This is a genomic window from Nonomuraea sp. NPDC048892, from assembly GCF_040649735.1.
In the GTDB taxonomy this organism is placed as follows: domain Bacteria; phylum Actinomycetota; class Actinomycetes; order Streptosporangiales; family Streptosporangiaceae; genus Nonomuraea; species Nonomuraea maheshkhaliensis.
In genome coordinates, this window is the sequence record NZ_JBEZFZ010000025.1 from 82,319 (window position 1) to 98,327 (window position 16,009).

A 16,009-nucleotide genomic window follows, 5' to 3' on the forward strand; every position below is an offset into this window, starting at 1 on the left:
CAGGGGCCGCCGCCGAATCCGCCGGTCGTCGCCGCGGGGGATACGTCGCGGGGCGTAGGCGGGGAGGTCCGCGTACACCTTAATGGAAGGTATAACTTAGGTAAGGCTAAGCTAATTTGCTGACCATCAAGCTCGGGTGATCGAGGAGTTTCCATTGGCCAGCGTTCCGCGACGTGCCTTCGTCGCTCTCGGCGTCGCCGCCCTACTCGGCGTCGGCGCGTGCGGCGGGACGTCCTCGCCGCCCTCCGCCCCCACCATCTCGGGGCAGGGCTCCTGGGCCTGGACCGACGACCGCGGCAAGACCATCTCCCTCCCGCAGCGGCCGCAGCGCGTCGTCGCCCAGTCGGGCGCCGCCGCCGCGCTCTGGGACTTCGGCGTACGCCCCGTCGGCGTGTTCGGCCCGCACCGGCTCAAGGGCGGCGGGCGCGACCCCGAGGTCGGCGAGGTCGACATCACCAAGGTCGAGTCGATCGGCAACGTGTGGGGGGAGTTCAACCTTGAGAAGTACGCCGCCCTCCAGCCCGACCTGCTGGTGGCCGGCATGTACCAGAAGAACAGCCTCTGGTACGTGCCCGAGCAGTCGGTCGAGGCGGCCGACCAGATCGCGCCGTCGGTCGGCATACAGCTCAGCGGCAAGCCCCTGGTGCGGATCATCGAGAAGTACGGGCAGCTCGCCGCCGCCCTCGGCGCGGACCCGGGGGCGGCGCCCGTGGTCGAGGCCAGGCGGCGCTTCGAGGCCGCCGGCGCCGCGCTCAAGGCCCTCGCCGCCGAACGGCCCGGACTCAAGGTCATGATCGTCACCGGCACGCCCGAGTCCCTGTACGTCGCCTACCTGCCGGACCACCCCGACATCACGTACTGGGGCGAGCTCGGCCTGAACGTCGTCTCCCCTGAGAAGCCCACCGAGAGTGAGGGCGGCTTCTGGGAGGTGCTCAGCTGGGAGAACGCCGACAAGTACGAGGCCGACGTGATCCTCGTGGACGCGCGCGCCCAGTCGATGAAGATCGAGGAGATGGCCGCGAAGCCGACCTGGGCCAAGCTGCCCGCCGTCAAGGCCGGCCAGCTCTACCCGTGGCACGCGGCCGAGCGCTACAGCTACCTCGGGTACGCCAAGGTGATGGAGGAGCTGAAGACGAACCTCGAGAAGTCGCGGGACGACGTGGTGAAGTAGCCGGACCGGGTGGCGGGGACGGCGTGGTGGCGTAGCGGGTTCAGGCGACGGGACGGCGTGGTGGCGTAGCGGGATCAGGTGACGGGACCGCGTGGTGAAGCGGCGGCGGGATCAGGTGACGGGGACGATCTCCGCCGCCGTCAGGACGCCGCGTTCGACGGTGAGCAGGCCGATGGTGCCGTGCGGCTGGCGGCGGCGGTCGGTGGGGGAGCCCGGGTTGAAGATCCGCAGGCCCTCGCCGGACTCGTCGAGCGGGATGTGCGAGTGCCCGAAGACCACCAGGTCCGCCTCCGGGAAGCGGCGCCGCATCCGGGCCAGCCGGCCCTGGGCCGGGCCGCTGTCGTGGATCATCCCGATCCGCAGCCCGTCCAGCGTCAGCTCCAGCGTCTCCGGCGCCACCACGTCGGGGCCGTCGTTGTTGCCCTTGACGACGTGAACGGGAGCGTACGCGGCCAGCTCCTCCAGGACCGAGGGGACGCAGACGTCGCCCGCGTGCAGGATGACGTCGGCGCCCCGCAGATGCCCGGCGACCCGGGGCGGGCACTCGCGCCAGCGCCTGGGCGCGTGCGTGTCGGACAGAGCGACCACCTTCACCCGCTCAGTCCTCCCCACTCACCAGCGACTCACCCTTGCGAGCCGGCGACCCACCCCGCGAGCCGGCCGCACGAATCGGCCGCACGAACCGGTCGTGCTCGGTTACCGGCTCGCCTGGGTCGATCACGCCGGGTCGTACAGCTCCCGCAGCCACTCCCGCCACCGCGCGCCCCGATCTTCCTCCTCCAGACCGCCGAACAGCAGGTGGGAGGCGATCATGGAGCCGCCGAACCCCTGGAGGAAGCGGTAGATCGCGTCGCCGGCCCGCACCCCGACCGTCTGCGAGTTGCGGGAGAAGACGACCCCCTCGACCCCGTCGCCGGGCCCGAAGCGGATCCGGTCGCCGGGCGACGGCGGGCCGCCCAGGGCCGCGTTCAGCCGTTCCCACGCGTGCGGCCAGTCCGTGACGGGCGGGCTGAACTCGGTGATCGGGGCCGCCACCCGCCCCGCGAAGTGGTTCAGGTATTCGACCAGCGTCGCGAAGTACATCTCCAGGCCCCTGGACATGGCCTCGAACTCGTCCTGCCAGTCGTCGCCCGGCAGGAACCCGCTGGTCACCATGCGGACGACCGTGCTGCCGTGCTCCCGGCCCTCGATCATGAACTCGTACGCGACGAAACGGCCGTCCTCGCCCTTGTCGCTGCCGTGCGCCAGGCGGCTCGACGGCTCGGCGTCGGTCACCGTGGACGGAGGCAGCTCGAACGGCCCGAACGCCGTGCGCACGACGCCATCCGCCACCTCGGTGCGCCCCATGAACCAGGAGTCGATGCCGGGGCCGGTCGAGATGGCCTCCCAGACCTCCTCCGGGCTCGCGCCGACCTGCGCCTCCTGGGGGAGTTCGAACCCGTGCCCCACGTCAGTGCTCCTTCACCGAGGGGTGGACGGCCACGATCAGGCGGTGATCACGCCCGCCCTCGGCGCTCTCGTCGTGATATTTGCTGACAAGGGAAGTGACGCACTGCGCCAGCTCCTCCGCGAACGCCGCCCGGTCGGCCGCCGACGCGAAGCGCACCTCACCGTCGATCGCGAACGTGGCCACCCGCTTGCGCGTCTTGGCGGCCCCCGTGATCAGCGTGCCGACATCCCGTACGAGCTGCGCGGCCAGCGCCAGCAGCCACCGCGCCGACAGCCGGTCGGAGAACCTGGCCGGATCGGGCTGCACGGAGGCCAGCGCGACGGGCGAGATCACGAAGGACGCGGCCGTCGCCTGCATCACCCGTTCGGTGACATTGCCCTTCTTGCGCTCCTCGACCAGTTCCACCAGCCCGTGCCGCTCCAGCGTGCGCAGGTGGTAGTTGACCTTCTGCCTGGCCAGGCCCACCTTGGCGGCGAGCGAGGTCGCCGAACCCGGCTCGACCAGCTCGGACAGGAGCTTCGAGCGCATGGGGTCGAGCGACGCCTCGGCCGCCGCGGGGTCCTCGATCACCGCCACTTCATGCATGGATGAACGATGCCACCGAAAAAAATCATTGTCAAGAAGTCGGGTGGGCGGCCGGCCGCCACGGGGCCGGCCTGCGGTGTGGGCCGTGCGCCGTGGGGGGCCACGGGCGAGTGTGAACGTCTACCCTCGACACCGTGCGTACGCCCAATCCAGCCCCCGACCTCGCCGGCATCGCCGATCGCCTGGCCGCCGTCCCCGGAGTGGTGGCCGTCGTCCTGGGCGGCAGCCGGGCCCGCGGCACCCACCGGCCCGACTCCGACATCGACCTCGGCCTCTACTACCGCGGCGACCTCGACGTCGGCGAGCTGCGCGCGCTCGCCGCGAAGCTGACCGGCCAGGACACCGAGGTCACCGAGCCCGGCGGCTGGGGCCCCTGGGTGGACGGGGGCGGCTGGCTCACCGTGGACGGATGGCGGGTGGACTGGATCTACCGCGACCTCGACCGCGTACGACGCGTCTGGGCCGACTGCCAGGCCGGCCGCTACGAGATCGGCTTCCAGGTCGGGCACCCGCTCGGCTTCTACTCCCACGCCTACGCCGGCGAGGTGGCCCTGTGCCAGGTGCTCGCCGACCCCGGACGCGAGCTCGCCGCGTTGCGCGCGGAGACCGCGCACTACCCTCCCGCGTTGCGGGAGGCCCTGATCAGAGGGCTGTGGGAGTGTGACTTCGCCCTGATGACCGCCCGGTACGGCGCCGCCGGCCACGACCCGGCGTACGCGGCGGCGGCCCTGTTCCGGGCGATCGGCGTGGCCTGCCACGCACTGCACGCGGCCGACGAGACCTGGCTGATCAACGAGAAGGGCATGATCGCCTCAGCCGACCGGCTCCCGTCGGCCCCCGAGGGCTTCGGCGAGCGGGCCCGCGCACTCCTGGCGACGGTGGGGGAGACCCCGGACCAGATCGGCCGCACCATAGACAAGGCCACCCACCTCATCGCCGACGTCCGCACAGCCTGCGGCACCTGACATCCCTGCCGCCAGCGGCGTCTGACGTCGGCTTCGGTCATGGACCACAGCAGGCCATCGCGCCGAAGCCGCCGGACCATACGTGCACAGCGCCCGCCGCCCAGCCCGGCCCAGTGCCGATCACTGGGCCGATCACTGGGCCGATCACTGGGCCGATCACTGGGCCGATCACTGGGCCGATCAACGGGCCGATCACTGGGCCGATCACCGGGCCGGGCAGGGTGCCGGTCATGACCGGAGGCGGGCCGACGGAGGAGACGGAACCTTCGGGCGGCCGACGCGGGCTATGTGTAGGAGCGTCCGCGGATCGGACACCCCCAGCCGTCCCGCCAGCACCCGCCGAGTCGGCTCACAGTCGATGACCTGGCTGAGCGGATGCGTCGTGTACCCGAGCCCCGACAACGTCAGCCAGTTCCGCATCAACGCCCGCCCCAGCCCGACCTCCTCCGTGACGTCGCCCACCAGCACCAGCACATCCCCGTCGTAGTCGAGCAGCCCCCGCGACGCCCCCGCCAGCACCCTGGGCAGGCCCAGCCGCCGCAAAGCCGGGTACAGGGCGAGCGAGGCGCGCAGCCCGAGCGCCTCCGCCCTGGTGAGCGCGAGGGCGCGGTCGCTGAGGCCGTCGAGGAAGTAGCGCCGGTGCCGCCGGGTCAGCCGCAGCCAGGCCCGCAGCTCCCGCGTCACCCTCCGGTCGCCGAACTGGTGCAGGTCCGCCGCGTGCAGCAGGTCCGCCAGGTCACGGCAGGGGAGCCGGCGCATGCCCTCCATGGCGCCGGCCACCTCCTCAGGCAGCCTCCCGCCGTGGTACTCGCCCCGGTTCGCCCCGCGAGCCCGTACGTCGGCCGTGGTGAACGGCGTCTCGTACCGCCGCGCGGCCCCGTGCAAGAAGCCCACCCGCAGCGGCCCCGGGTCGGGGCGGAAGTCGACGTCGAGGCCGGCGTCCGCGCACACGATCAGGCAGCACTCGACGAACGCCCCCAGGCTGAGCCGCAGGTCACGCCCCGTCGGGTCGCTGACGGGCAGGGCGCGGGCGGGGTCCCAGCCGACGGCCACCTCGTCGCCCTCGTACGTGAGCGTCCACGGCTGGGTGTTGTGCGCGCTGGGCGCGCGCCAGAAGTCGGGCTCCAGTGCCCGCAGCTCTCTCACGCGAGGTCCTTGGCGTAGAAGGTGTAGCCGTGCAGCGGCCGGCCGCCCATCGCGGTGTACTGGGCGGCCGAGCCCGGGTTGGTCCGCTCCACGTACGTGCTGCGCAGCGTGTGGTAGCCGCCCCGCCGCAGCCCGTCGTGCAGCTCGCGCGAGAGCAGCCGCATGTAGCCGCGCCCCTGCTCGTCCGGGACCGTGCCCTTGACGATCAGCACGGCCTCTCGGCGGTGGTGCGAGCGGGTGGCGAGCAGGCGGAGCTGGTTGAGTGGGTGCAGGTCGCCGCGGATCCGGGCGACAAAAGTTGATATGTCGGGCAGGCACAGCACGAACGCGATCGGCCGGCCCGCCTTCGTGAGGTAGAGCAGCAGGGCCTCGTCGAGCAGGTACGCCAGCCCGTCCGTCTGCTCGGCCAGCTGCCGCTCCGAGATCGGCGTGTAGTAGCCGAGCGAGGCGAAGCTGGCGTTCAGCATCTCGCGCAGGATCGGCAGCTGCTCCTTCACTCGCCGCCGATCGCCCCGGTGCACCCGCAGCTCCTCGGCCTCCATGCGCGTGTCGTCGAAGGCGAAGACCGGCTTGTCGGGCACGGGGCAGATCCAGGTGTCGGACTCGAAGCAGCGGGTGAAGCCGTACGCCTCGTAGGCGGCCGGATAGTACGGAGGGTTCCAGGCGCTGTCGATGAAGCCGCGCTCGGCGAAGCCGGAGGTGATCACGCCGCCCGCCTGGTTGGGCAGCAGCGAGACCGGCCCGAACAGCGGCCGCCCGCCCCCCGCCGCCGCGATCCCGTCGAACAGCTCCTCCGCCGCCTCCTCGGCGAACTCCGTCAGCCCGAACAACTGCGTGGCCCGCCCCAGCCTGGCGTCGAGGGCGGCGTCGGTGTGCAGCGTGGTCCTGGCGACGACCCGGCCGCCGTGCCGCAGCACGTACAGGGGCACGCCGCGGCGCCACCACGCGCGGACGGTCGCGTGCAGCGGCGGCACGAAACGTTCGTCGCCCGCGTACAGACGGTCGGTCAGCGCGAGGAAGTCGCGCAGGTCGCGCCGCGACTCCGCCCGGCTCAGCGATCCAGATCCAGGGCTCACGGGCGGACCACCGGCGGGCCCGCTTCGTCCTCGGTGGACAGCGGCGTGAACGTCTCGATGTGCGCCATCGGGCCGCCCTCGGCCCGCCACGCGCCGTTGCTGTAGCCCTCGGGCTCGGCGTTGTAGAGCCGGATGTAGCCGGCGGTGGCGTTCTTGGTGCCGTCGGTCACCCACCGCATGAGCTCGCGATGGTGCCGGCTGCGGGCGAAGCGCAGCAGCGCGTCGCGGTCCTCGAAGAACGCGATCGTGCCCAGCGTGTACGGAAACTCCCAGTAGATCGTGTGCCACCGGTAGCCGCGCATGCGTTTCATGTCACGGACCATCCGGAACCAGGTCAGCGTGAGCTTGATGATCGACAGCGGCCCCCGGTAGCGGGTCGCCCCGACGAACATCGCCGTCGCCTGCCCCTGCGGCGGCGCCTGGCTGAAGTCTGTGGTCCTCATGCGTCCTTCACCAGGTAGACGTTCTTCATTTTTGTCAGCCCCGCGAACGGCCCCTCGCCCAGCCCGAACACCCTGATCCGCAGGTCGGCGGCCGACGGGTCCTCCTTGAGCGACTCGGCGAAGTCGCGCGAGACGGCGCTCAGGTGGGCCACGACGCCCTTGCGGCAGATCGCCACGAGGTCGTCCCGGTCCACCTCGCCGCGTACCTCCAGGTTGATCACCGGGCGGTACTCCAGGCCGGGCAGCTCCTCCAGCGACAGGCAGAACCGGTTGATCGCGGCGGCGTGGGGATTGCCCTGGTAGAGGCCGTACTCGACGTCCTGCGGGTAGAGGTTGGCGCCCATGTAGGAGATCGTCGAGTCCTTGCGCCCGAACAGGAACAGCAGCGGCAGGCTCATCCGCTCGTCGGTCCACATGCGCTCGTACTCGTCGTCGCCGAGCGCCCGCCTGACCTCGGCCAGCGTGTGCAGCCGGGCCTCGTCGCCGACGTTGTAGCGCAGCTTGGGCTGCAGGCAGCTCTTGGTGTTGATGGTGCACAGCAGCTCGCCGCCGGCGTTCACCTCGAGGAACGTCTCCAGCGGGTTGTAGTGGAAGATCATCGGCAGCCGCTGCTCGCCCGGCCCGAGCAGCCGGTCGCGCAGGTCCTGGTCGGTGGCCAGGCGCTTGCGCAGCCGCACGCTGAACCCGCTCTCCGCGCCCATCCCGATCGTCAGGTCGCTGGCGCCGTAGCCGGAGCGGACCTCCTCGAAGCGCTCCTCCAGGTAGTCGCGCAGCGCCTCCGTCATGCCCTCGCCGCCGACCATGCCGCGCACGCGGTACTCGGCCCAGGGGAAGCCCGCCTCGTCGAGGCGGTCGCGCAGATGCTTGAGGAACGGCGGGTACGCCGCCACCACGTAGTCGTAGCCCGGCCCGAAGTGCTCCAGCGTGTCGGCGATCTTCTCCAGGTCGGGGCCGGTGTTCTTGACCATGGCGATGCGGGCCATGGCGGCGCCCGTGGTGGTGCCGGTGGCCCACGCGCCCATCGAGTACGCGTTGATCACGAACAGCCGCTCGCCCGGGAAGACCAGCTCGATGTAGCCGGCGGCGTTGCGGTAGATGCCCTTGAGCTCGCGCGGCCCCCGTACCCAGTTGTACGGTTTGCCGCTCGACCCCGACGACTCGTCCACGATCACGCCCGGACGGTGCAGCCTGCCCTCCTGGCAGCGGCTCGCCTCGTCGTAGGCCCCCGCGTAGTTCTGCTTGGTGGTCTCGGGGAAGTCGGCCAGCCTCCGGGCGTGCTCGGCGCCGTTCGCGCGCAGGAAGTGGCGGTACGCGGGCACGTCCACGGCCGCGAACTGGCAGGCCACCCGCGCGTGCCCGGCGGCGACCCGGTCGAGCGCGGGATGGTAGCCGCGGGCGACGAGCCGCCAGACGGCTGGGTGCAGGGCGCCCAGCCGGTACGCGCCGGTCAGGGCCCAGGAGTAGGCCTGGAGCCGGGCTCTGCGCCAGCGCTGGCGAGCGGTGAGCGGCCCGAGGACGGGGCTGAAGCGGATCATGACGGGTGACATTAGTGCGATCAGATGAAAGATCGCTTTAAGTCCACTTTCATCGGTATAACGGCGTATATGCGGAACGAAGCTTTCCGCGTTCTCTTCTAGCGTGGGTTCATCGGACGAGGAGGACGTGGTGATCGAACTGTCGTGGCCGCAGGTCAGCGCGAGGCGCCTGGAGCGAGCCGGACTGAACGGCCGCCCACCGGGCCCGGCGAGGCCTCTGGTGAGGCCGGATGCGGCGGGATCTGGTGCGGCGAAGGCGGATGCGGCGGGTACGGTCGCGGTGGTGGCGGCGATGTGCGGGGCGCACGCGCAGGTGATGTCGGCCGCCGAGGCGTCCGTCGGGATGCGGTTGCCCGGTGTCACCCGGGCCGCCGTCCGCGAGGCGCTATGGAGTGAGCGCACCCTGGTCAAGACGTACGGGCCGCGCGGCACCGTACACCTGCTTCCCGCCCGCGACCTGCCGATGTGGGTCGATGCCCTGTCGTCCGCCCCGGCCGCGACGCCCGTCGCCACAGGAGACGTCAGGATGACCGGCGAGCAGACCGAGCAGGTGGTGGCGGCCATCGGGAAGGCCGTCACCGGGGCCGCGCTGACGATCGACGAGCTGAGCGAGGCGGTCGTCGCCGCCACCGGGCCGTGGGCGGGAGACCTGGTCATGCCCGCGTTCCAGGGCTACTGGCCGCGCTGGCGGCAGGCGATGGCGCTGGCGGCGCACCGGGGCGCGTTCGTGTTCGGGCCGGTACGGGGCCGCAAGGTCACCTACACCGCCCCGCCGGACGCGCCACCCGTGACGGATGGGCTCGCCCGGTTGGTCACGAGCTACCTGACGGCGTACGGGCCGGCCACACCCGAGGACTTCGCCCGGTGGGCCGGCGGGCCGGTGCGGTGGGCGGCCAAGGGGTTCGGTGCGGTGGAGCTGGAGGAGGTGCTGTTCGAGGGGCGGCGGGCCTGGGTCCTCGCGGGCGACACCGGGGCGCCGGATGAGTCGCCGCGCGGGGTGCGGCTGCTGCCGTACTTCGACGCGTACGTGGTGGCGGGCCGGCCTCGCGAGCTCCTGTACGCCGGCGACGCGGCCGCCCGGGCGCTGGCCGGCGGCCAGGCGGGCAACTTCCCCGTGCTGCTGGTGGACGGGAACGTGGCCGGTGTCTGGCATCAGCGGCGCTCGGGGAACCGGATCGACGTCACGGTCGAGCCGCTGCGCGACCTCACCGCCGGGCAGGCGCGCGAGCTGGAGGAGCAGGTGGAGCGGCTGGGCGAGGTGCTGGAGGCCCGGCCACGCCTGACCGTCGGCCCGGTCACCGTGGGTGCGCACGCCTGACTCCGTATCACTCCCTTTCGTACGGCATAATAGGGAGTGAAATGGAGCGATACACCGTTGAACAGGTAGCCGATCTGCTCGGGCTGCACGTCAAGACCGTCCGCAACTACGTACGGGAGGGGCGGCTGCCCGCCGTCAGAATCGGCAAGCGATACCGGATCGCCAAGGAGGACCTCGAGGCGTTCACCGGCGTCCCCGTGACGCCGCCTGCTGGTCCGGCCGCGTCCCGCCGCGCGGAGGTTTCCAGCATCGTGCAGGTCGACGGCCTGCCCAGGGCCGCCATGGACCGGCTCAGCACGGCGGTCCTGGGCGCGCTGGGCGGGGGGCCGAGCGGGGTGCGGGTGCAGTTCGTCTACGACGAGGAACGCGAGCACCTCAAGGTCGTCGTGCTGGGCGCCCTGGAGGAGAGCGCCCAGGTCCTCCGCCTCATCGACGTCCTGGTACGCCCCTGACCCCGCCATGCCGGTACGCCCCGACCCCGGACAAACCGGCACGCTGGAACCCTCTCATGCGGACCCGCCGGCACGGTCCCGACGCCGGCGCGGATCGCCCGCCCACCCCCTCGCCACATGCTTCATGGAGATTTCCGAAATGACCGACATTCTGCGCTACGACCCCGACGCCCAGCCTCTGAGCGAGGTCCGCGACGTGCTCGACCTCATCGGCGAGGCCTGGTCCACCCGGGCCACCTGGGTCTCCGTGCCCGCCGACCGGCTGCCCGGCGGCTTCTTCACGCTGAGCAACGGCGTGGCGGGCGAGATCACGCAGAAGTTCGCCCAGTACGGCATCGGCCTGGCCATCGTGGGCGACGTCTCCGGGCACGCCACGACCAGTTCGTCCGTGCGCGACTGGATCTACGAGTGCAACCGCGGCCGCCAGCTCTGGTTCGTCCGCGACGACGAGGAACTGACCACCCGGCACGCGGCCCTCGGCTGACTCGACGCCGTCCGGCCTGTTCTTCGGCCCTCAGCCCGTCTTGACGGCCGCCTCCACACCGTCGAGCAGCACGCCCAGCCCCACCGCGAACGTCTCGCTGACCCGATGCTCCATGTACGGCTCGTCGTCGCCGGGCCCGTCGTCCTCCGACTCGATCCACGCCACCATCGGGAACCGGGTGGCGAACCCCGGCGCGACCTCCTCCAGCAGGGACGAGCGCGCCAGCCACCACTCCTCGTCGGAGACCCCGGTCTCCGACGGCGCCTGCCGCGACTCGCTGATCGACTTGGCCGCCCCCCGCACGAAGTCGAACAGCAGCGCCACCACCCCACGCAGCCGGCGCGGGCGCAGCCCGGTGGCGCGCAGCACCGCCACCACGCTCTCCAGCATGGCGAACTCGTTGGGCCCCAGCACCGGCCGCGCCTGCGACACCTGCAGCACCCAGGGGTGACGCAGGTAGAAGGCCAGCGTGTCCTCGGCCCACGAGGCGACCGCCGCCCGCCAGCCCCGGCTCAGGTCGTAGGAGGAGGGCAACTCGGCCAGGGCGCGGTCGTACATGAGGTCGACCAGCTCGCCCTTGCTCGGCACGTACGTGTAGAGCGCCATCCCCGTGCGGCCCAGCCGCAGGCCCACCTTCCGCATGGACAGCGCCGCCATGCCCTCGGCGTCGGCGACCTCGATCGCGGCCACCACGATCGCGTCGACGCTCAGCCCCGGCTTGGGACCGGGCCGCACCTCGCCCGGCTCGCCGCTGCGCCACAGGAGTGCCATGGACCGTCGCGCGTCACCCTGACCTGCGTAGACGACCAAGCGGAACTCCCCGTCCTGGACAATTCTTTACGGCATAAGGATATCAGGGGCGCTCTTTCGCTGATCTCCGCGCGATCACCGCGGCGAGCATCTCCCACGACGTCTCCGGGTGCAGGGTCTGCTCGGGGTCGCCGTGGAACGGGTCGAGCACCACGGTCTCCGCGCCGAGGACGCGCAGCTCCTCGAGGTCGTCCATGATCTGCTCGATCGTGCCCACGCCGGCCAGCCGGTCGGTGCCCGTCACGGGCTCCGGCGTCACCCGCAGCTGGATCCGGGGGGCCAGCGCGGGGGCGGCCACGCCCTCCTCGGCGGCCAGGGCCACCACGCGCGGATAGGTCTCGCGCAGATAGGGGAGGGTGTTCCAGAGCGGGTGCCAGGCCTGGCCGAAGCGCACCGTGCGGAGCAGCGCCGCCCGGCTCTCGCCGCCGACCCAGATCGGCACGCGGCCGCGGTAGTCGCGTTCGTCGGCCCAGGCGGCCGTGATGGCCGCCAGATGTTCGTCGGTGATCCGGCCGCGCTGGTCGTGGGCCACTCCCAGGGCCTCGAACTCCTGCCGCGCCCACCCGATCCCGACGCCCAGCACCAGCCGGCCGCCGCTGAGGTCGTTGAGGTTGGCCGCCATGCGGGCCACCAGCAGCGGATGGCGATAGGGGACGATCAGCACCGTGGTGCCGAGCGCGACGCGCGTGGTGACGCCGGCCAGCCAGGAGAGCGTGGTGAACGGCTCGTAGAAGGGGGCGGGATACTTCGCGGCGACGTCGGGGGTGATCGCCACATGGTCGGAGACCATGAGCAGATCGAACCCGAGCCCTTCCACCGTCTGCGCCCAGTGGCGGATCATGCCGGGGTCGGTGCCCGGGCCGAAATTGGGGACGTTCACACCTAGTCGCACCCGGTCAGGCTATCGAGTGATCACCCACCGCGGAAATCCGCTCGGCGCAGAACGGGTGGCGGAGCAGTTCGGGGGCTGACGTCCAGGACGGTCAAGGCCAGGACGGGTGACGTCCGGGACGGTCGGGCCGGGACGGGACGCCTGACGTCCGGGACGGCCGGGGCCGGGACGCGCAACGTCCGGGGCGGTCGTCCCGGCACCCGTACCGCGGGCGCCGGGACGGTCACGTGACGGGAGGTCAGCCGCCGACGCCCGCGCCCGCGCCGCGGCCGAGCCCGTGGCCGACCCAGTTGCCGTTGCCGCTGGTGGGCCAGTTGCGGTGCAACCACCTGCGGACCTCGTCGTGGTCACCGTACTGGCCGTACCAGTGGTCGCCGTGGTGGCCGTGGTGACCGTCGTGCGCGCCGCCCTTGCAGCCGTCGGCGTCGCGGGTGCCGGCGAAGACGCCGTGGCGGGTGACGTGGTGGTAGGTGGTGTCCTCGTTCAGGCCGACACCGCAGTCCTTCGGGTAGCTGTGGTTCCAGTCGGTCCAGATGTCGGCGGCCGCGGTGCCGGTGGTCCCGAACAGCGCGGCAGCGGTGAGCAGCGCACTCCCGGCGGCGATGAGGCTCTTTCTCATGATCTCCCCCTGTAATCACGAAGTGACATCGGCCATCACTCTACGGAGCGATCTTGGGCGATGAAGGATGCGCCACACCCCGTTTCACCCAACAGGCGGCCCTCTACCAGCAAACTCACCCCCGGCCTCCGGGCGCGCGGTGTACGGGCCGGCCGCCGCGCACGGTCGAACGCGCCCGGATCAGGCGCCCACGGTCAGGCGCTCACATCAGGGCACCCGCGTTCAGGCGAGCAGCACTTCGGCGCCCACCGGCACGTACCCCGCCGCGAGCAACGCCCGCACGCTCGCCGCGTTCCCCGGCGCGACCTGCACCCACACCGGCTCGGGCACGACATGCCTGGCCGCCAGGGCCAGCCGCCGGCCCAGGCCCCGGCCGCGGCACTCCGGCTCGACCTCGACCGCCGCCTCCCAGCGGCCCGCCACTCCGCGCCCCACCGTGAGCAGGCCGCCTTCCGGTGCCGTCCACACGCGTACGGAGTCGCGGTGGCGCCGGGCCCGCGTCACCCGCGGATGGTCGCTGTCCGTCAGCTCGTCCAGCACGACCGGTGGCGGGCCCGGCAGGGGCTCGGCCAGGCCGAGCAGGTCCACGTTGCCGATCCCGCGCCCTGTCAGACCCGCCAGCGCCTGGAGGAACGCCGGTCCGAGGGGCGCCGACAGGTCGCCGGGCGGCAGCAGGCCGCGGATCCAGGCGGGGTCGGCGTCGGCGAAGACCACCGCGTGCGCCGTGAGGGACAGCACGCCCAGGTCGCGGGGCGAGGGCTGCGGCACGATCGTCAGCCCACCGTCGGCCGGCGGGAAACAGCCGCGCCGCACGTTCAGGAGGATCTCGTCAAGGGTGGTCATGCCGGCCCAGTCTGCAGGGTCTCGTCGGAGGAGGTCGGGCCGGCTCGGTCCGCAGGGGTCGTCCAGGCTCGTCATGTCGTTTCGGTCCGCAGGGCGCGTACGGCGGCGAGGTAGGCGTGGATGGCGTCGCGGTTGCGGGACAGGCAGTCGATGCGTTCCTGGAGGCGGTTCGCCTCCGCCTCCAGGAGGGCGGCCAGCTCGGGGGTGAGGCACTGCGGATGCAGGTGGATCTGGCTGGGATCGTCCAGGAACGGCAGGATGCGGCGGATGATCTCCGTGGTGAGGCCGGAGTCGAGCAGGCCGCGGATCTGCTGGACGAGCCGGACCGCCGACTCCGGGTAGTCGCGGTAGCCGTTGTCGGCGCGCTCGGGATGCAGGAGGTCCTGCTCCTCATAGTAACGCAGCATGCGCGGCGGAACGCCCGTGCGCTGCGACAACACCCCGATCCTCATTACGTGCTTCCTCCGTATTTGCCTTCACATTGATGTGAAGGTTTCAGCATGGTCGCATGTCTGACGAGATCGCTGCCAGTTCGCGGAGACTTCCCTGGCCGGCGCTGCTGGCGTTGTTCGCGGCGGCGTTCACGGCCGTGATGACCGAGTTGCTGCCCGCCGGGCTGCTGCCGGGGATCGCGGGCGCGCTCGGGGTGACGGAGGGGCGCGCCGGGTTCCTGGTGACGGCGTACGCGGTGGCGTCGTTCGTGTCGGCCGTCCCCGTGACGGCGCTCCTGCGCGGATACAACCGGCGGCCCGTGCTGGTGGGGACGCTCGCCGGGTTCGCCCTGCTGAACGGGGTGACCGCGCTCTCCTCCTCCTACCCGCTCACCTTCGCGGCCCGGATCCTGGCCGGGGTCATGGGCGGTGTCCTGTGGGCCATGCTGGTCGGCTACGCGGCCCGGATGGTCCCCGAGGAGCGGCGGGGGCGGGCGATCGCGATCGTCTCGGCGGGCATCACGGTCGCGCTGTGCGCCGGGATCCCGGCCGGTGCGGCGCTGGCGGCGGTGGCCGGCTGGCGTGCGGCCTTCGGCTGCCTGGCCGTGGCGGCGCTCGTACTGATCGCGTGGGTGCTGTGGCGGGTGCCGGACTTCCCCGGCGAATCCGCCGCCGAGCGGGTGCCGCTGCGGCGGGTGGTCGTCATGCCCGGCGTGCGTACGGTGCTCGGCGTGACGTTGTTGACGTTGCTCGGCCACCAGGCGGTCTACACCTACCTGGCGCCGCTGGCACAGGCGTCGGGAGGCGGGCCCGCCGGCGTGGTGCTGCTGGTGTTCGGGGCCGGGACGGTGGCCGGGATCTGGCTGGTCGGCGCCGTCATCGACCGGTACGCGCGCCTCACCCTCATCACGGCACTGGCCGCCGTGGCGACGGCGATGACCCTGCTCGGGACGGCCGCCGGAGCGTCTGCCGGTTCGTCCGGCTGGGTGTCCGGCTGGGTGTCCGGCTGGGCTTCCGGCTTGGTGACGGGCTGGGTGCCAGGCGGGGCCGGTGGCGTGGTCCTGGCCGCCGCCGGGCTGTGGGGGGCGGCGTTCGGGGGCGTGCCGACGTTGCTGCAGACGGCGCTGGTGAACGCGGCCGGCACCGCCAACGCCGACGTGGCCACCTCGCTGCAGACGACTGTCTACAACGCCGGCATCGCCGCTGGCTCGCTGGCCGGCGGGATGGTGCTGGAGGGCGCCGGGGCCGGGGCGCTGCCGTGGACGGCGTTCCCGGTGGTGGCGGCGGCCCTGGCGATCGTGGTGGCGGCGCACCGGCGCGCCTTCCCAGGACGGCCGGCGAGTGTCAGAGGCCGTGTCTGGCCAGCGGCTCGACCAGTTCGTGCTCCTCGTACGACAAATGCGACAGAAGGGTGTCGGTGAGCAGGTCCACCGCGGCGCGCAGTTCGTCCAGGCCCGACGGGTCGGTGACGAAGGCGACCAGGGCGCGGTCGACGCGTTCGAGGACCTTGTGGATGGCCTGGTGCTCCTCCCGGAGCCGGTCGAGCACCGGGGCGAGGCCGGGCTCCACGCGGCGCAGGTGCGGGAAGACCATGGCGTCCTCGGCCGAGTGGTGCATCGTGACCAGGCGGCAGTAGGACTCGCAGTAGGCGCCGAGCGTCCAGTTGTTCTGGCGCATGGTCATGGTGCTGATGTGGTCGCGGGCGGCGCCGGCGTCCAGCGTTCCCGCGGCGACCTGGCCGGCCAGGTCGCGCAGCCGGGCGAGTTCGGCGCGCAGGTGGTCGTGCACG

Annotated in this window: 19 protein-coding genes; 6 read left to right on the forward strand and 13 right to left on the reverse strand. The window is 72.1% G+C overall.

The features are described 5' to 3' along the window. Positions 1-154: 154 nt before the first annotated feature. Positions 155-1,171 (forward strand): ABC transporter substrate-binding protein, encoded by a 1,017-nt coding sequence (locus AB0C28_RS45190; protein ID WP_358082082.1) that lies wholly within the window; start codon positions 155-157, stop codon positions 1,169-1,171. Between the two features lie 111 nt (positions 1,172-1,282). Here the strand turns inward: AB0C28_RS45190 and AB0C28_RS45195 are convergent, their stop codons facing one another. The 3 genes from AB0C28_RS45195 to AB0C28_RS45205 all read right to left on the reverse strand — a co-directional run bounded on the left by AB0C28_RS45195 (position 1,283) and on the right by AB0C28_RS45205 (position 3,206). Continuing rightward, positions 1,283-1,765, reverse strand: a complete 483-nt coding sequence (locus AB0C28_RS45195; protein WP_357857532.1) for a metallophosphoesterase family protein — start codon at positions 1,763-1,765, stop codon at positions 1,283-1,285. Positions 1,766-1,888: 123 nt separating this feature from the next. After that, positions 1,889-2,620: an SRPBCC domain-containing protein gene (locus AB0C28_RS45200; RefSeq protein ID WP_358082085.1), complete on the reverse strand. Its 732-nt coding sequence runs from the start codon at positions 2,618-2,620 to the stop codon at positions 1,889-1,891. A gap of 1 nt (position 2,621) precedes the next feature. Further along, positions 2,622-3,206 carry a helix-turn-helix domain-containing protein gene (locus tag AB0C28_RS45205; RefSeq protein WP_346113228.1) on the reverse strand — a complete coding sequence of 195 codons (585 nt, stop codon included), beginning with the start codon at positions 3,204-3,206 and terminating at the stop codon, positions 2,622-2,624. Between the two features lie 134 nt (positions 3,207-3,340). Between AB0C28_RS45205 and AB0C28_RS45210 the strand changes: the two genes are divergently transcribed. Then, positions 3,341-4,171, forward strand: a complete 831-nt coding sequence (locus AB0C28_RS45210) for a nucleotidyltransferase domain-containing protein (protein WP_358082087.1) — start codon at positions 3,341-3,343, stop codon at positions 4,169-4,171. Between the two features lie 228 nt (positions 4,172-4,399). Here the strand turns inward: AB0C28_RS45210 and AB0C28_RS45215 are convergent, their stop codons facing one another. From AB0C28_RS45215 to AB0C28_RS45230, 4 genes are read right to left on the reverse strand one after another with little or no spacing between them, the layout of a single operon-like run. After that, the gene (locus AB0C28_RS45215) at positions 4,400-5,317 is read right to left on the reverse strand and encodes a hypothetical protein (RefSeq protein WP_357857542.1); all 918 of its coding nucleotides are present in this window, start codon (positions 5,315-5,317) and stop codon (positions 4,400-4,402) included. Further along, positions 5,314-6,393 carry a hypothetical protein gene (locus AB0C28_RS45220; RefSeq protein WP_357857545.1) on the reverse strand — a complete coding sequence of 360 codons (1,080 nt, stop codon included), beginning with the start codon at positions 6,391-6,393 and terminating at the stop codon, positions 5,314-5,316. The genes AB0C28_RS45215 and AB0C28_RS45220 overlap by 4 nt, the downstream gene beginning before the upstream one ends. Beyond that, positions 6,390-6,836, reverse strand: coding sequence for a DUF4188 domain-containing protein (locus AB0C28_RS45225; RefSeq protein WP_357857548.1), 447 nt, complete (start codon positions 6,834-6,836; stop codon positions 6,390-6,392). Before AB0C28_RS45225 ends, AB0C28_RS45220 begins: the two co-directional genes overlap by 4 nt. Then, a complete protein-coding gene (locus AB0C28_RS45230) occupies positions 6,833-8,371 on the reverse strand; it encodes a phenylacetate--CoA ligase family protein (RefSeq protein WP_357857551.1) in 1,539 nt (512 codons plus the stop codon). Before AB0C28_RS45230 ends, AB0C28_RS45225 begins: the two co-directional genes overlap by 4 nt. A 292-nt stretch (positions 8,372-8,663) precedes the next feature. Here AB0C28_RS45230 and AB0C28_RS45235 point away from each other — a divergent pair, with 292 nt between their 5' ends. The 3 genes from AB0C28_RS45235 to AB0C28_RS45245 all read left to right on the forward strand — a co-directional run bounded on the left by AB0C28_RS45235 (position 8,664) and on the right by AB0C28_RS45245 (position 10,625). Then, positions 8,664-9,689 carry a winged helix DNA-binding domain-containing protein gene (locus AB0C28_RS45235; protein WP_358082160.1) on the forward strand — a complete coding sequence of 342 codons (1,026 nt, stop codon included), beginning with the start codon at positions 8,664-8,666 and terminating at the stop codon, positions 9,687-9,689. Between the two features lie 41 nt (positions 9,690-9,730). Then, the gene (locus tag AB0C28_RS45240) at positions 9,731-10,141 is read left to right on the forward strand and encodes a helix-turn-helix domain-containing protein (protein WP_357857554.1); all 411 of its coding nucleotides are present in this window, start codon (positions 9,731-9,733) and stop codon (positions 10,139-10,141) included. Between the two features lie 139 nt (positions 10,142-10,280). Continuing rightward, entirely contained in the window at positions 10,281-10,625 is a 345-nt protein-coding gene (locus AB0C28_RS45245; protein ID WP_357857557.1) for a DUF4180 domain-containing protein, read from the forward strand. A gap of 30 nt (positions 10,626-10,655) precedes the next feature. Here the strand turns inward: AB0C28_RS45245 and AB0C28_RS45250 are convergent, their stop codons facing one another. The 5 genes from AB0C28_RS45250 to AB0C28_RS45270 form a co-directional block, all read right to left on the reverse strand. Next, positions 10,656-11,435, reverse strand: coding sequence for a TetR/AcrR family transcriptional regulator (locus AB0C28_RS45250; RefSeq protein WP_357857560.1), 780 nt, complete (start codon positions 11,433-11,435; stop codon positions 10,656-10,658). A gap of 43 nt (positions 11,436-11,478) precedes the next feature. Then, a complete protein-coding gene (locus AB0C28_RS45255) occupies positions 11,479-12,327 on the reverse strand; it encodes an LLM class flavin-dependent oxidoreductase (protein ID WP_357857563.1) in 849 nt (282 codons plus the stop codon). A 238-nt stretch (positions 12,328-12,565) separates the two neighbouring features. Then, a complete protein-coding gene (locus tag AB0C28_RS45260) occupies positions 12,566-12,946 on the reverse strand; it encodes a hypothetical protein (RefSeq protein WP_357857566.1) in 381 nt (126 codons plus the stop codon). Between the two features lie 222 nt (positions 12,947-13,168). Then, positions 13,169-13,789 (reverse strand): GNAT family N-acetyltransferase, encoded by a 621-nt coding sequence (locus AB0C28_RS45265; RefSeq protein WP_358082090.1) that lies wholly within the window; start codon positions 13,787-13,789, stop codon positions 13,169-13,171. A 71-nt stretch (positions 13,790-13,860) separates the two neighbouring features. Then, positions 13,861-14,241, reverse strand: coding sequence for a MerR family transcriptional regulator (locus AB0C28_RS45270; RefSeq protein ID WP_357857572.1), 381 nt, complete (start codon positions 14,239-14,241; stop codon positions 13,861-13,863). A gap of 56 nt (positions 14,242-14,297) precedes the next feature. On the opposite strand from AB0C28_RS45270, the gene AB0C28_RS45275 reads away from it, so the two are divergent. Further along, positions 14,298-15,641, forward strand: a complete 1,344-nt coding sequence (locus tag AB0C28_RS45275) for an MFS transporter (RefSeq protein WP_358082093.1) — start codon at positions 14,298-14,300, stop codon at positions 15,639-15,641. On the opposite strand, the gene AB0C28_RS45280 is transcribed toward AB0C28_RS45275, so the two are convergent. After that, the gene (locus tag AB0C28_RS45280; protein ID WP_358082096.1) at positions 15,565-16,008 is read right to left on the reverse strand and encodes a hemerythrin domain-containing protein; all 444 of its coding nucleotides are present in this window, start codon (positions 16,006-16,008) and stop codon (positions 15,565-15,567) included. The two genes, AB0C28_RS45275 and AB0C28_RS45280, sit on opposite strands and share 77 nt — an antisense overlap. Position 16,009 lies beyond the last annotated feature (1 nt).